Annotated in this window: 24 protein-coding genes; all 24 read left to right on the top strand. The window is 62.3% G+C overall.

Annotated elements, in window-relative coordinates; genetic code table 11:
- The first annotated feature begins 101 nt into the window (after positions 1-101).
- Positions 102-857, top strand: a complete 756-nt coding sequence (rplC, locus tag V473_RS14790) for a 50S ribosomal protein L3 (RefSeq protein ID WP_066606487.1) — start codon at positions 102-104, stop codon at positions 855-857.
- Between the two features lie 3 nt (positions 858-860).
- Complete coding sequence (gene rplD / locus V473_RS14785) at positions 861-1,484, top strand: 50S ribosomal protein L4 (RefSeq protein ID WP_066606481.1); 624 nt, start codon at positions 861-863, stop codon at positions 1,482-1,484.
- Positions 1,477-1,794, top strand: coding sequence for a 50S ribosomal protein L23 (locus tag V473_RS14780; RefSeq protein ID WP_066606478.1), 318 nt, complete (start codon positions 1,477-1,479; stop codon positions 1,792-1,794). The genes rplD and V473_RS14780 overlap by 8 nt, the downstream gene beginning before the upstream one ends.
- Before the next feature lies 1 nt (position 1,795).
- Positions 1,796-2,632 carry a 50S ribosomal protein L2 gene (gene rplB / locus V473_RS14775; protein ID WP_066606476.1) on the top strand — a complete coding sequence of 279 codons (837 nt, stop codon included), beginning with the start codon at positions 1,796-1,798 and terminating at the stop codon, positions 2,630-2,632.
- 6 nt (positions 2,633-2,638) lie between these two features.
- On the top strand, positions 2,639-2,914 hold the full coding sequence (gene rpsS / locus V473_RS14770; protein WP_066606472.1) for a 30S ribosomal protein S19: 276 nt from the start codon (positions 2,639-2,641) through the stop codon (positions 2,912-2,914).
- A complete protein-coding gene (gene rplV / locus V473_RS14765) occupies positions 2,914-3,300 on the top strand; it encodes a 50S ribosomal protein L22 (RefSeq protein WP_066606469.1) in 387 nt (128 codons plus the stop codon). Before rpsS ends, rplV begins: the two co-directional genes overlap by 1 nt.
- A 4-nt stretch (positions 3,301-3,304) precedes the next feature.
- Positions 3,305-4,000, top strand: coding sequence for a 30S ribosomal protein S3 (rpsC, locus tag V473_RS14760; protein WP_066607441.1), 696 nt, complete (start codon positions 3,305-3,307; stop codon positions 3,998-4,000).
- 21 nt (positions 4,001-4,021) lie between these two features.
- A complete protein-coding gene (gene rplP / locus V473_RS14755; RefSeq protein WP_056691692.1) occupies positions 4,022-4,453 on the top strand; it encodes a 50S ribosomal protein L16 in 432 nt (143 codons plus the stop codon).
- Positions 4,454-4,457: 4 nt separating this feature from the next.
- Positions 4,458-4,661, top strand: coding sequence for a 50S ribosomal protein L29 (gene rpmC / locus V473_RS14750; protein ID WP_056691689.1), 204 nt, complete (start codon positions 4,458-4,460; stop codon positions 4,659-4,661).
- Between the two features lie 12 nt (positions 4,662-4,673).
- Complete coding sequence (gene rpsQ, locus V473_RS14745; RefSeq protein ID WP_066606468.1) at positions 4,674-4,937, top strand: 30S ribosomal protein S17; 264 nt, start codon at positions 4,674-4,676, stop codon at positions 4,935-4,937.
- 165 nt (positions 4,938-5,102) lie between these two features.
- Positions 5,103-5,471, top strand: a complete 369-nt coding sequence (gene rplN / locus V473_RS14740; protein ID WP_056691686.1) for a 50S ribosomal protein L14 — start codon at positions 5,103-5,105, stop codon at positions 5,469-5,471.
- Positions 5,471-5,782: a 50S ribosomal protein L24 gene (gene rplX / locus V473_RS14735; RefSeq protein ID WP_066606466.1), complete on the top strand. Its 312-nt coding sequence runs from the start codon at positions 5,471-5,473 to the stop codon at positions 5,780-5,782. The genes rplN and rplX overlap by 1 nt, the downstream gene beginning before the upstream one ends.
- Positions 5,782-6,357: a 50S ribosomal protein L5 gene (gene rplE, locus V473_RS14730; RefSeq protein WP_066606463.1), complete on the top strand. Its 576-nt coding sequence runs from the start codon at positions 5,782-5,784 to the stop codon at positions 6,355-6,357. Before rplX ends, rplE begins: the two co-directional genes overlap by 1 nt.
- A 52-nt stretch (positions 6,358-6,409) precedes the next feature.
- On the top strand, positions 6,410-6,715 hold the full coding sequence (rpsN, locus tag V473_RS14725) for a 30S ribosomal protein S14 (RefSeq protein ID WP_066606461.1): 306 nt from the start codon (positions 6,410-6,412) through the stop codon (positions 6,713-6,715).
- 12 nt (positions 6,716-6,727) lie between these two features.
- A complete protein-coding gene (rpsH, locus tag V473_RS14720) occupies positions 6,728-7,123 on the top strand; it encodes a 30S ribosomal protein S8 (protein WP_066606458.1) in 396 nt (131 codons plus the stop codon).
- On the top strand, positions 7,123-7,656 hold the full coding sequence (gene rplF, locus V473_RS14715; protein ID WP_066606456.1) for a 50S ribosomal protein L6: 534 nt from the start codon (positions 7,123-7,125) through the stop codon (positions 7,654-7,656). The genes rpsH and rplF overlap by 1 nt, the downstream gene beginning before the upstream one ends.
- 1 nt (position 7,657) lies before the next feature.
- On the top strand, positions 7,658-8,011 hold the full coding sequence (gene rplR / locus V473_RS14710) for a 50S ribosomal protein L18 (RefSeq protein ID WP_066606453.1): 354 nt from the start codon (positions 7,658-7,660) through the stop codon (positions 8,009-8,011).
- A 2-nt stretch (positions 8,012-8,013) separates the two neighbouring features.
- A complete protein-coding gene (gene rpsE, locus V473_RS14705; RefSeq protein WP_082679150.1) occupies positions 8,014-8,742 on the top strand; it encodes a 30S ribosomal protein S5 in 729 nt (242 codons plus the stop codon).
- Positions 8,743-8,747: 5 nt separating this feature from the next.
- Entirely contained in the window at positions 8,748-8,927 is a 180-nt protein-coding gene (gene rpmD, locus V473_RS14700; protein ID WP_066606451.1) for a 50S ribosomal protein L30, read from the top strand.
- A gap of 275 nt (positions 8,928-9,202) precedes the next feature.
- Positions 9,203-9,742, top strand: a complete 540-nt coding sequence (rplO, locus tag V473_RS14695; protein WP_066606450.1) for a 50S ribosomal protein L15 — start codon at positions 9,203-9,205, stop codon at positions 9,740-9,742.
- Positions 9,743-9,951: 209 nt separating this feature from the next.
- Positions 9,952-11,316 carry a preprotein translocase subunit SecY gene (gene secY / locus V473_RS14690; protein WP_066606448.1) on the top strand — a complete coding sequence of 455 codons (1,365 nt, stop codon included), beginning with the start codon at positions 9,952-9,954 and terminating at the stop codon, positions 11,314-11,316.
- A 43-nt stretch (positions 11,317-11,359) separates the two neighbouring features.
- Positions 11,360-12,016, top strand: coding sequence for an adenylate kinase (locus V473_RS14685; protein WP_066606444.1), 657 nt, complete (start codon positions 11,360-11,362; stop codon positions 12,014-12,016).
- 43 nt (positions 12,017-12,059) lie between these two features.
- Positions 12,060-12,593 (top strand): SRPBCC family protein, encoded by a 534-nt coding sequence (locus V473_RS14680; RefSeq protein WP_330219421.1) that lies wholly within the window; start codon positions 12,060-12,062, stop codon positions 12,591-12,593.
- Between the two features lie 138 nt (positions 12,594-12,731).
- Positions 12,732-13,775: an acyltransferase family protein gene (locus V473_RS14675; RefSeq protein ID WP_066606439.1), complete on the top strand. Its 1,044-nt coding sequence runs from the start codon at positions 12,732-12,734 to the stop codon at positions 13,773-13,775.
- Positions 13,776-13,788 lie beyond the last annotated feature (13 nt).

Raw genomic sequence — 13,788 nt, 5'->3', positions numbered from 1 at the left:
TTGGGTTGGCCGCGAAGGAGAAATCCTGAGCGGTTTTTTCGTTGGATACGCCCGTTGCCCAGAATGACTGGAGCTGCGGGCCTCTATGGGAGTAACAAGTGATGCGCACAGGCGTGATCGCTAAGAAAGTCGGGATGACCCGTCTGTTCCAAGAGGACGGACGTCATATTCCGGTTACGGTTTTGGCCCTTGAGGGCAATCAGGTCGTGGCGCGCAAGGATGTCGACAGCGACGGCTATATCGCCGTTCAGCTCGGCGCCGGTGTCGCCAAGGTGAAGAATGTCGCCAAGCCGCAGCGTGGCCACTTCGCCAAGGCGGAGGTCGAGCCCAAGGCTCGCCTGGTCGAATTCCGCGTCGCCGAGGATGCGCTCCTCGACGTCGGCGCTGAAATCGCCGCTGACCATTTCATCGACGGCCAGCTGGTCGACGTGTCGGGTCACACGCAGGGCAAGGGCTTTGCCGGCGCCATGAAGCGCTGGGGCTTCGGCGGTATGCGCGCCACCCACGGCGTGTCCATCAGCCACCGTGCGCATGGTTCGACCGGCAACCGCCAGGATCCGGGCCGCGTCTTCAAGAACAAGAAGATGGCCGGTCACATGGGCGACCGCGAGCGGACCCAGCAGAATCTCGAAATCGTCCGCACGGACGTCGAGCGTGGTCTGATCTTCGTAAAGGGCAGCGTTCCGGGTGCCAAGGGCACCTGGTTGACCATCAAGGATTCCGTCAAGGTTCCTCGTCCGGCCGACGTTCCCTATCCCGCCAGCCTGAAGAAGGCTGACAACAGCAACGACGCTCCGGCGAACACCCCGGCGGAAGACGCCGCGGCTCCCGAAGCGACCGAAGGCCAGGAGGGCTAAACCATGAAGGTCAAGGTACAGACCCTCGACGCAGCGGAAGCTGGCGATCTGGAGCTTAACGACGCCGTGTTCGGTATCGAGCCCCGCGCCGACATCCTGCACCGCGTCGTCACCTGGCAGCTCGAAAAGCGTCGCGGCACCGCCCGCGGCACCCGCGAGCGTAGCGACGTCGCCCGCACCGGCAAGAAGTTCGGCCGCCAGAAGGGCGGCGGCACCGCCCGTCACGGCGATCGCCGCGCGCCGGTGTTCATCGGTGGTGGTAAGGCGCACGGCGCCCGCGTCCGCGACTTCAACCCCTCGCTGAACAAGAAGGTTCGCGCGCTGGGTCTGAAGATGGCGCTGTCGTCGAAGGTCAAGAGCGGCACGCTCACGATCATCGACAGCTTGGACGTCGCCGACGGCAAGACCAAGGCGCTGGTCGCCAGCCTTGCCAAGCTGAACCTCACCAAGGTGCTGTTCATCGACGGCGACGCGGTGAACGTCAGCTTCGCGAAGGCTTCGGCGAACATCATCGGCGTGGACCTGCTCCCCGCCGTTGGCGCCAATGTCTATGACATCCTGAAAGCCGACTCGCTGGTGCTCACCCGCGCCGCGGTCGAAAAGCTGGAGGCTCGTTTCAATGGCTAAAAAGCAAGCCGGAACCGTCGACAACCGTCATTATGACGTCGTTGTCGCGCCGCACATCACCGAGAAGTCGACCCTTCTCAGCGAAAACAACGCCGTGGTCTTCAAGGTGGCGGGCACTGCCTCCAAGCCTGAGATCAAGGCCGCTGTCGAGGCGATCTGGGGTGTGGACGTCAAGAGCGTCAACACGCTGGTCACGAAGGGCAAGACGAAGCGCTGGAAGGGCAAGCCCTACAAGCGTTCGGACGTGAAGAAGGCGATCGTCCGCCTGGCCGAAGGCCAGTCGATCGATATCACCGAGGGAGTCCGCTGAGATGGCTCTGAAGCATTATAACCCGACGAGCCCCGCTCGCCGCGGCCTGATCCTGGTCGACAAGTCCAGCCTGCACAAGGGCAAGCCCGTCAAGGCGCTGACCGAAGGCAAGCGCAAGACCGGTGGCCGCAACAACAAGGGTCATGTGACCTCGCGCGGGATCGGTGGCGGTCACAAGCAGCGCTATCGCATCATCGACTTCAAGCGTCGCTTGTGGGATGTCGAAGGTACGGTCGAGCGTCTGGAATATGACCCCAACCGCACCGCGTTCATCGCGCTGGTCAACTATCCCGACGGCACCCAGAACTATATATTGGCGCCGCAGCGTCTTGCCCCCGGTGACAAGGTCATCGCGGCCAAGAAGACCGACGTGAAGCCGGGCAACGCGATGGAACTGGGTCAGATGCCGGTCGGCACGATCATCCACAACATCGAGATGAAGCCGGGCAAGGGCGGTCAACTCTGCCGTTCGGCGGGTACTTACGCCCAGCTGGTCGGTCGCGATCGCGGCATGGTGATGGTGCGTTTGTCTTCGGGCGAGCAGCGCTACATCCGTTCGGACTGCATGGGCACCATCGGCGCCGTCAGCAACCCGGACAATGGCAACACCAACCTGGCCAAGGCAGGCCGCAACCGTTGGAACGGCATCCGCCCGCTGACCCGCGGCGTCGCCAAGAACCCGGTCGATCACCCTCATGGTGGTGGTGAAGGCCGGACTTCGGGCGGCCGTCATCCGGTTACCCCATGGGGCAAGCCGACCAAGGGTGCTCGCACTCGTCACAACAAGTCGACCGACAAGATGATCATCCGGTCGCGTCACGCCAAGAAGAAGAGGTAATCCGCGATGGCTCGTTCCGTCTGGAAAGGTCCTTTCGTGGACCTCAGCCTTCTAAAGAAGGCAGAAACGGCGCAGGACGCCGGTGGCCGCGCCCCGATCAAGACCTGGTCGCGTCGTTCCACCATCCTGCCCCAGTTCGTTGGCCTGACGTTCAGCGTCTATAACGGCCGCAAGCATGTTCCGGTGTCCGTGAACGAGGATATGGTGGGTCATAAGCTGGGTGAATTCGCCCCGACCCGCTTCTTCCCCGGCCATGCCGCCGACAAGAAGGGCAAGCGCTGATGAGCAAGGAAAAAGCTCCCCGTCGCGTCGCCGACAATGAGGCGCTGGCCGTTGGCACGCAGATCCGTGGTTCGGCCCAGAAGCTGAACCTGGTCGCGACGCTGATCCGCGGCCGCAAGGTCGAGGACGCGCTGAACATCCTCGCCTTCTCCAAGAAGGCGATGGCTGTCGACGTGCGCAAGGTGCTGGCTTCGGCCATCGCCAACGCGGAAAACAACCATAATCTCGACGTCGATTCGCTGGTCGTCGCGGAAGCATCGGTGGGCAAGGCCTTCACCCTGAAGCGCTTCCACGCTCGCGGCCGCGGCAAGTCGACCCGTATCCTCAAGCCCTACAGCCGCGTGCGCATTGTCGTGCGTGAAGCTGGCGAAGAAGCGGAGGCGTAAGCACATGGGTCACAAGAGCAATCCGATCGGTCTGCGTCTCCAGATCAACCGTACCTGGGACAGCCGCTGGTTCGCCGAAGGCGCCGACTATGGTCGCCTTCTGCTGGAGGATCTCAAGATCCGCCAGTTCATCTTCAAGACGCTGCCGCAGGCCGCGATCTCCAAGGTCGTGATCGAGCGTCCGGCCAAGCTGTGCCGCGTGTCGATCTATGCCGCCCGTCCGGGCGTCATCATCGGCAAGAAGGGTGCGGACATCGAAAAGCTTCGCAAGAAGCTGGGCGCGCTGACCTCGTCCGACGTGTCGCTGAACATCGTCGAGATCCGCAAGCCGGAAGTCGATTCCAAGCTCGTCGCACAGGGCATCGCCGATCAGCTGGAACGCCGCGTGGCATTCCGTCGCGCCATGAAGCGTGCGGTGCAGTCGGCCCTGCGTCTGGGCGCCGAAGGCATCAAGATCACCTGCGGCGGCCGTCTGGGCGGCGCAGAGATCGCGCGCGTCGAATGGTATCGCGAAGGTCGCGTTCCGCTGCACACGCTGCGTGCGAACGTCGACTATGCCGAAGCCACGGCGCATACCGCCTATGGCGTTTGCGGCATCAAGGTCTGGATCTTCAAGGGCGAGATTCTCGGCCATGATCCGTTCGCGACCGACCGGCTGATGCTGGAGGCTCAAACCTCCGGCGTGCGCCCGGCGCGTTGAAGATAAGAAGGTAATAGCGTCATGCTGCAACCGAAGAAAATGAAGTTCCGCAAGACCTTCAAGGGTCGGATCAAGGGCGATGCCAAGGGTGGCTCGGCTCTGAACTTCGGTTCCTATGGTCTCAAGGCCATGGAACCAGAGCGCGTCACCGCGCGCCAGATCGAAGCGGCCCGCCGCGCGATCACCCGCCATATCCGCCGTCAGGGCCGGTTGTGGATCCGCATCTTCCCCGACGTTCCAGTGTCGAAGAAGCCTGCCGAAGTCCGTCAGGGCAAGGGCAAGGGTTCGGTCGAATATTGGGCCGCCCGCGTGAAGCCGGGTCGCATCCTGTTCGAACTGGACGGCGTGCCCGGTCCGCTCGCAGCAGAGGCCTTCTCGCGCGCCGCGATGAAGCTGCCCATCAAGACCAAGGTCGTTGCCCGCCTCGGCGACACCTCGCATCTGGAGGGTTAAGCACATGGCGAATGTTGCAGACCTGAAGACCAAGACGGACGACGAACTGTCGACCGAACTGAACAACCTGAAGCGCGAGCAGTTCAATCTGCGTTTCCAGGCGGCCACCAACCAGCTGGAAAAGCCCAGCCGCGTCAAGGAAGTCCGTCGGTCGATCGCGCAGATCAAGACCCTGCAGACGGAGCGTAACAGCTCCGCTGCCAAGTAAAGGAACCACACGATGCCCAAGCGCGTGCTGACGGGAACTGTGGTTTCCGACAAGACCGACAAGACGGTGGTCGTTCGCGTGGAGCGCAAGGTGAAACATGCGCTCTACGGCAAGATCATCCGCCGTTCGAAGAAGTATCACGCCCATGACGAGGGCAATGTCTACAAGGAAGGCGAGACGGTCCGAATCGAAGAGACCGCCCCGATTTCCAAGCTCAAGACCTGGAAGGTCATCGAGCGCGTGGACACCCACAAGTCGCCGGAAACGGCGTCCTGAGGGACGGCTCGCTGAGCCTTTGACTCTAAATGCGACGCGGGGCTGGCCTTTTCCTTCGGAAAGGGTTACAGGCCCGCGCTTCGCGTAGAGTCACCGGGCTCTAGGCACGAAATTCGGAACCGCCGGGAATAACCCCGGTAGGCCAAATGAGAAGGAACCGGATCTATGATCCAGATGCAATCCAATCTTGACGTCGCTGACAACAGCGGCGCCAAGCGCGTCCAGTGCATCAAGGTGCTGGGCGGCTCGAAGCGTCGCTTCGCGGGCGTTGGCGACATCATCGTCGTCTCGATCAAGGAAGCCGCGCCGCGTGGCAAGGTGAAGAAGGGTGACGTGCATCGCGCCGTCATCGTGCGTACCGCCAAGGATATCCGCCGTGCAGACGGTTCGGTCATCCGCTTCGACGGCAACGCCGCTGTGCTGATCAACAAGAACGAGGAGCCGATCGGCACTCGTATCTTTGGCCCGGTCGTTCGCGAACTGCGCGCCAAGAAGCACATGAAGATCATCAGCCTTGCTCCAGAGGTGCTGTAATGAGCGCTGCTAAGATCAAGAAGGGCGACAAGATCGTCGTCCTGGCTGGCAAGGACAAGGGCCGTACCGGCGCCGTCCTCGCGGTGATGCCCAAGGACGACAAGGTTCTTGTCGAAGGCATCAACGTCCATGCCAAGCATCGCAAGCCCGATCAGGCGAACCCTCAGGGCGGCATCGAGCGCAAGCCTGCGCCGCTGCACATTTCGAATGTCGCTGTCGCTGACAAGGATGGCAAGCCGACCCGCGTTCGTTTCGAGGACCGCGACGGCAAGAAGGTCCGCGTCGCCGTCAAGTCCGGTGAGGTGCTGTAATGAGCGACAAATATATCCCGCGCTCCAAGGCGCAGTATGACGCTGAAATCGCCAAGGCGATGACCGAGAAGTTCGGTTACAAGAACGTCATGGAAGTCCCCAAGATCGACAAGATCACGCTCAACATGGGCGTGGGCGAAGCGACCCAGGACAAGAAGAAGGTCACGCAGGCCGCCGAGGAAATGGAACTGATCGCCGGCCAGAAGCCGGTCATCACCAAGGCGAAGAAGTCGATCGCGCAGTTCAAGCTGCGTGAAGGCATGCCCATCGGCGCCAAGGTCACGCTGCGCCGCGAGCGCATGTATGAATTCCTGGACCGCATGATCAACATCGCTCTGCCCCGCGTCCGCGATTTCCGTGGTCTCAACCCGAAGAGCTTCGATGGCCGTGGCAACTATGCCTTCGGCATCAAGGAGCAGATCATCTTCCCTGAGATCAGCTATGACCGTGTCGACAAGGTGCGCGGCATGGACATCATCGTGACCACCACCGCGAAGACGGACGACGAAGCGCGCGAACTGCTGCGCCTCTTCGGCTTCCCCTTCCCGCAGGAAGAAGAGAAGCAGGCGGCCTAATTTAGGCCCCGCTTCTCTCCCAACGCTAAAGCTAAGGAAGAGAACTTAAGTCATGGCGAAACTGAGTTCGATCAACAAGAATGAGCGCCGCAAGAAGCTGGTCAAGAAATATGCCGGCCGTTATGCGAAGCTCAAGACGATCGCGAACGATACCAGCGCAGACGATAGCGACCGTTTGATGGCGCGTCTGAAGATGGCGGAAATTCCCCGCAACGGCAACCCGACCCGCGTTCGGAACCGCTGCGAGATGACCGGCCGTCCGCGCGCCTATTACCGCAAGTTCCGGCTCTGCCGTATTCAGCTGCGCGATCTGGCCAACAAGGGCCTGATCCCCGGCGTCACCAAGTCGAGCTGGTAAGGATATCATCTCATGGCATTGACCGATCCCTTGGGTGATATGCTCACCCGCATCCGCAACGGGCAGCAGGCGAAGAAGGACAGCGTTATGTCCCCGGCGTCCAAGCTGCGCGCCCGCGTGCTCGACGTGCTTCAGCGTGAAGGCTACATCCGTGGCTATTCCGAAGAAGCCCTTGGCAGCCATCCCGGCTTGCGCATCGAGCTGAAATATTTCGAAGGCCAGCCGGCGATCAAGCATGTCGCCCGCGTGTCCAAGCCTGGTCGCCGCGTCTATTCGGGTTCCAAGGAACTGCCGATCGTGCGCAACGGCCTTGGCATCACCATTGTCTCCACGCCTCGCGGCGTTCTGTCCGATGCCGAAGCGCGCGAACAGAATGTCGGCGGCGAAGTGCTGGCGGAGGTGTTCTAATGAGCCGCATCGGTAAAAAGCCGGTTGCGATCCCTGCAGGGGTGACCGCGACCATCGAAGGCGGGCAGCTGTCGGTCAAGGGTCCCAAGGGCACCCTGGCCCTGCAGATGCGCGACGAGATCAGCTATACGCTCGAAAATGACGGCATTTCGGTGCAGCCCGCCAACAAGACCAAGCAGGCGCGCGCCTTCTGGGGTATGCAGCGGACGCTGGTGCAGAACCTGATCACCGGCGTGACCGAGGGCTTCTCCAAGAAGCTGCTCATCACCGGCGTCGGCTACCGCGCCAACTCGCAGGGCAAGAACCTGAAGCTGCAGCTTGGCTACAGCCATGACGTCGATTTCGCGATCCCCGACGGGATCGAGATCAAGACCCCGGATAACACCACGGTCGAGATCAGCGGCATCGACAAGCAGCAGGTCGGTCAGGTAGCGGCCGAAATCCGTCGCTGGCGCAAGCCCGAACCCTATAAGGGCAAGGGTATCAAATACGCCGGCGAATTCATCTTCCGCAAGGAAGGGAAGAAGAAGTAAGATGGCAAAGCTTTCCCTCTTCGCGCGGCGTCGTCGCCGCGTTCGCACCGCGCTCAAGGCTGTTTCGGGCACCCGCCCGCGCCTCAGCGTTCACCGTTCGGGCCGTCACATCTACGCCCAGGTCATCGATGACGCGCAGGGCAAGACCGTTGCCGCCGCATCGACCCTGGACAAGGACGTGCGCGGCAAGACCGGCGCCACTTCGGAAGCGGCTGCCGATGTCGGAAAGCGCGTCGCCGCCGCGGCGACCGCTGCCGGCGTCACCCGCGTCGTGTTCGACCGTGGTGGCTTCCTGTTCCATGGCCGCGTGAAGGCGCTGGCCGACGCGGCTCGTGAAGCCGGGCTGGAGTTCTGATCATGGCTGACGAAAACACCAACGAAGTCGTCGCACCCGTCGAGGGCGCAGAAGCGACAGCACCGACCGAGGGTCGTGGTCCCGGCCGTGGCCGTGGCAACCGCGGCGGCGGCGGCAATGATCGCAACCGTGGCGATCGCGGCGGCCGTGGTCGGCGCGATGATCGTCGTGGCGGCAACCGCGACGAAGATCAGGGCGAAGAACTGATCGAGAAGCTGGTCCACATCAACCGCGTGTCCAAGACCGTGAAGGGCGGCAAGCGCTTCGGTTTCGCGGCGCTGGTCGTCGTAGGCGATGGCAAGGGCCGTGCAGGCTTTGGCCATGGCAAGGCGCGCGAAGTGCCAGAAGCCATCAGCAAGGCGACCGCCGCCGCCAAGAAGGCGATGGTCCGCGTTCCGCTGAAGGAAGGCCGCACCCTGCATCATGATGGCCTGGGCCATTTCGGTGCGGGCAAGGTGACGGTTCGTTCGGCCCCGGCCGGTACGGGCATCATCGCCGGCGGTCCGATGCGCGCCGTGTTCGAAAGCCTCGGCGTCGCTGACGTCGTGACCAAGTCGAACGGCACGTCGAACCCCTATAACATGATCCGTGCGACCTTCGCGGCGCTGGTCGAACAGACCAGCCCCAAGTCGGTGGCGCAGCGTCGCGGCAAGAAGGTCGCCGACCTTCTGCGTCGTGGTGGTGCATCCGCTGACGTCGCGCAGGCTGATGCCGAAGCGATTGCGGAGTAACTGATATGGCGAAGATCAAGATCAAGCAGATCGGTTCGCCGATCCGCCGTCCCGCCGACCAGAAGAAGATTCTGGTCGGTCTGGGCCTTGGCAAGATGAACCGTGTGGTGGAGCTTGAAGACACGGCGGAAGTCCGCGGTGCGATCAAGAAGCTGCCGCACATGGTTGCGGTCGTCGAAGGCTGAGCCTTTCGACCCGATGAAAAGAGGCGAAGGAGGGGGCGACCCCTCTTTCGTTTTTTTCAGAGGCGCGCTACAGGCGCGCTTCTGAAAATCCCAGCACAGGCTGGGATCTCATGCCGGATGGCGCGTCCTTGCCAAAGGAAACCCCCGGTTCTCAATCGCTGGCTGCATCCGCAAGGGTGCGTCCAGATCAACCCGGCCCCAGCCGTCGCTGGGGCGGCATGATTGTCCAAGGACAACCATGCCTCGCGCGAACCAAGCGAAAGCGAGTGCACGATATGACTTTCAAACTGAACGACATCCGCGACAATGATGGCGCCCGCAAGGGCCGCATGCGCGTTGGACGCGGCATCGGTTCCGGCAAGGGCAAGACCGCCGGTCGCGGCCAGAAGGGCGCCAAGGCGCGTTCCGGCGTTGCCATCAATGGCTTCGAAGGTGGCCAGATGCCGCTCCACATGCGCATCCCGAAGCGCGGCTTCAACAACATCTTCGCGAACGACTATGCGATCGTAAACCTGGGCGCCGTGCAGAAGGCGATCGACGCCGGCAAGCTGGACGCTGCCGCGACCATCGACCAGGCCGCTTTGAACGCCGCCAACCTGACCCGCGGTGGCAAGGACGGCGTCCGTCTGCTGGCCAAGGGCGAACTGACAGCCAAGGTCAGCTTCCTGGTCGCCGGCGCGTCGCAGAGCGCGATCGACGCCGTGGCGAAGGCCGGTGGCAAGGTCGACGTGATCGCAGTCGTTCCGGCCGCCGACAAGGCGAAGGCCAAGAAGGGCGCCACCCTGGCCGCCAAGAAGGCCGCCCATAAGGGCTGATCTGCCTGTCGCAGACTTGCAAGCCCAGACTTGCAACAACGGCCCCGCTGCCCGATATGGGTTGGCGGGGTAATGCGTATCGGGGGGAATCCATTTGTCGCGCAGGCGGCAACTCCCCGTTCGACACGCTGAACCCGTCCCGCTAAGGGATGAGCGATTCCGCTCCGGGGCTTGATGCCCCGGCAAGAGTGATTTGAAGGGCAGCCACCATGGCATCGAGAGCCGACCAGCTCGCATCCAATCTCAGCCTCGCAAAGTTCAGCCAGGCGACCGACCTCAAGAAGCGCCTGTGGTTCACGCTGGGCGCCTTGATCGTCTTCCGTTTCCTCAGCTTCGTGCCGCTGCCCGGCGTCGATCCGACCGCGCTGTCGCAGCTTTACAGCCAGACCAATGGCGGCATTCTCGACATCTTCAACACCTTTTCGGGTGGGTCGCTGTCGCGCATGAGCCTGATCGCGCTGGGCGTGATGCCCTATATCACCGCTTCGATCGTGGTGCAGCTGGGCGCCAGCCTCTCGCCGCAACTCGCGGCGATCAAGAAGGAAGGCGAAAGCGGGCGCAAGAAACTGAACCAATATACCCGTTACGGCACGGTCGGCCTGACTGCGGTACAGGGCTATTTCATCGCCGTTGGCCTGGAAAGCTTTGGCGCGCAGTCGGGCGTCGCGGCGGTGATCGAGCCTGGTGTGTTGTTCCGCCTGACGGCGGTCGTATCGCTGATCGGTGGCACCATGTTCCTGATGTGGCTGGGTGAACAGATCACCTCGCGCGGGATCGGCAACGGCGTGTCGCTCATCATCATGGCGGGCATCGTCGCCCAGTTGCCGGTGACGCTGAGTAACCTGTTCAAATCGGGCAGCGAGGGGTCGATTTCCGGCCTGCTCATCATGTTCGTCATGGTGATGGCGCTGGGCCTGATCCTGCTGATCTGCTTCATGGAGCGGGCGCAGCGCCGTGTGCTGATCCAATATCCCAAGCGCCAGACACGCCAGGGCCTGATGCAGGCCGATCGCAGCCATCTGCCGCTCAAGGTCAATACCGCCGGCGTCATCCCGCCGATCTTCGCGTCGTCGCTGCTGCTGATGCCGCTGACCATTTCGCAGTTCGCGGGGCAGACGGTCGCGGGCGAAAGCAAGTGGGGCGATTTCGTCCTGACGCTGAACCAGTATCTGTCGCATGGCAGCCCTGTCTATATGGGGCTTTATGGCCTGGGCATCGTCTTCTTCTGCTTCTTCTACACCGCCGTGGTGTTCAACCCGGAAGAGACGGCCGATAATCTCAAGCGCAATGGCGGCTTTATTCCGGGCATCCGTCCGGGCAAGAACACCGAACATTATCTGGATTATGTGCTGACGCGCATCACCGTCATCGGCGCGGCCTATCTGGCCTTCATCTGCCTGGTGCCGGAATTCGCCATCGCGCGGGCGGGCATTCCCTTCTACCTTGGTGGGACTAGCCTGTTGATCGTCGTCAATGTTACGGTCGATACCGTGACCCAGATTCAAAGCCATCTGCTCGCTCACCAATATGGGGATCTGATCAAGAAGGCGAAGCTCAAGGGTCGCCTGCGCTAAGGCGACCACAAACAAGGGCGCACAACAGGGGAGTATGCGCGCAATGAACATCATTCTGCTTGGACCGCCGGGGGCGGGCAAGGGAACGCAGGCGAGTCGGCTGGTCGAGCAACGCGGCATGGTGCAACTGTCCACGGGCGACATGCTGCGCGCCGCGGTGAAGGCGGGGACGCCGGTCGGGCTTCAGGCCAAGGTGCTGATGGAATCGGGCGCGCTGGTTCCCGATGAAGTGGTGTCGGGCATCATCGGCGAGGCGCTCGACGCGCTGGCGCCGGAGACGGGCGTCATTTTTGATGGCTATCCGCGGACGGAGGCCCAGGCCCATTCGCTCGACACCATCCTGTCGGACCGCCGCCGCACGCTCGATCATGTGATCGAATTGGAAGTGGATGAGGACGCGCTGGTCGAGCGCATCACTGGCCGCTTCACCTGTGGAACCTGTGGCGCTGGCTATCATGACCTGTTCCACAAGCCCAAGGTCGAAGATACGTGCGACAAATGCGGCGGTCACGAATTCAAGCGTCGGCCGGACGATAATGAGGAAACGGTGCGCACCCGCATGGCCGAATATCGCGCCAAGACCGCGCCGATCCTGCCGATATACGAAGCGCGCGATATCGTATCGCGGGTGGACGGCATGGCCGACATGGGCGATGTGAGCACGGCGATCGCGGCCATATTGGACGGCGAGCCGGCTTGAGCTAAACTCCTCCCTTCGAACGAGGGGACGGCATGACATGCGCATGATCACATTATTGGGATGGGCTGGTGCAGCGATGGCTGCGCCGGCCCATTCCGTCGTTATGGTGACCAGCGACGTCGGTTTCGTTATCGAAAGCGAAGTCGAGATCGCGGCGGACGCCGATGCCGTCTATGCGCTGCTGCTGACGCCCGGCCGCTGGTGGAACGACGCCCACAGCTATAGCGGCGATTCGGCGAATATGACGATCGATGCCCATGCTGGCGGCTGTTTCTGCGAGACGATTCCGGCCAAGGCCGGCGCGGCCGGCTCGGTCGAGCATGGCCGCGTCATCTATGTCGTGCCGGGGCGGCAATTGCGTCTGTCCGGCGCGCTGGGACCTTTGCAGACCGATGCGGCGATCGGCACGCTCGACCTTGTGCTCACGCCGGCAGGCAAGGGAATGACGGTCCGCATGACCTATGTGGCCGGGGGCTATTTGCGTACCCGTCCCGCCCAGATCGCGCCCATGGTCGATCAGGTGCTGGGAGAACAATTGCAGGGCCTGAAACGGGTGGCGGAGACGCCGCTATCCTGATTGGCTTACCTCTGGTGAAGGATGTGGCGCAGCCTGTCGACGCCTTTTGGAAAGGAAGCAGCAAAGAAAAGCGCATTCGCTGCCCTCATTAACCACGATCTTAACGGATTTATTGCTCCGTTGTTGCTAAGAGGCGGCATGGACGGATCGCTGCGTAGTCGTGGCCGCTTGACGGAAATGGACGCATTGCGCGGCATAGGGGCGCTGTGCGTGTTGATCTTCCATTATTCCACCCGCTTCCACGAACTGTTTCCGCAAGCGGCGCATGTGCCGTTCAGTTTTCCCGGCGGCAATTATCGCGTCCTGTTGTTCTTCACCATTTCCGGTTTTGCGATCTTCTTCACGCTCGATCGCATCCGCACCGTGGCCGATTTCGTCGTCAATCGCTTCGCCCGTCTGTATCCCGCCTATCTGGTGGCGATGCTGCTGACGCTGGGCATCGAATATCTGGCGCAGGCGACGCAATTGTTGGTGGGACCAGTCGCGATCCTCGCCAATTTCACCATGCTCCAGGGCTTCGCCTTCATGCCGGAGGTGGACGGCGCCTATTGGACGCTGACGGTCGAGATCGCCTTTTATTTCTGCATGGTCGCGATCTGGAAATTCGTCGGCATTCGGCGGCTGGAGCCGGTGCTGGCACTCTGGCTGGCGGTGCGTTGGCTGTTCTGGCTGTGGCCGGACATGCCGGAACGGATCATCATGCTGCTGGTGCTGCGCTACACGCCCTTCTTCGTGATCGGGATGCTGGCCTACCGCCTCTGGTCGGGGCAGCGGACTCTGGCGCAGCAGGCTCCCTATGCGGCGCTCGCGCTGCTGTCTATCGCGACCATGGAGACATGGGACGTGACGATCGTGGGTTGTGTGCTGATGGCCGCCTTCCTGGCGCTGATCCACGGCCATCTGCGCTTCCTCAGCCTTCGCCCGCTCGTCTGGCTGGGTGGGATCAGCTACAGTTTCTACCTGATCCACCAGCATGTCGGCTTCGTCGTCATGCTGGAATTCGCCAAGGCGGGCTATAGTCCCTGGCTGGGCTTCGCCGCGGCCTTCGCCGTGGCGCTGACATTGGGCACAGTCATCAACCGGTTGGTGGAGCGGCCCGCTGGCGAAGCCATCATCGCTTGGTGGAAGCGCCGCCGCGACGCCCGATTGGCGATAGCGAGCGCAGCGACCATTCAGGGTTGAAGCACAAAAAGCG

Origin of the sequence: Sphingobium cupriresistens LL01, assembly GCF_001046645.1 — a bacterium.
In the GTDB taxonomy this organism is placed as follows: Bacteria; Pseudomonadota; Alphaproteobacteria; order Sphingomonadales; family Sphingomonadaceae; genus Sphingobium; species Sphingobium cupriresistens.
This window is presented reverse-complemented; position numbering and strand designations above follow the sequence as displayed.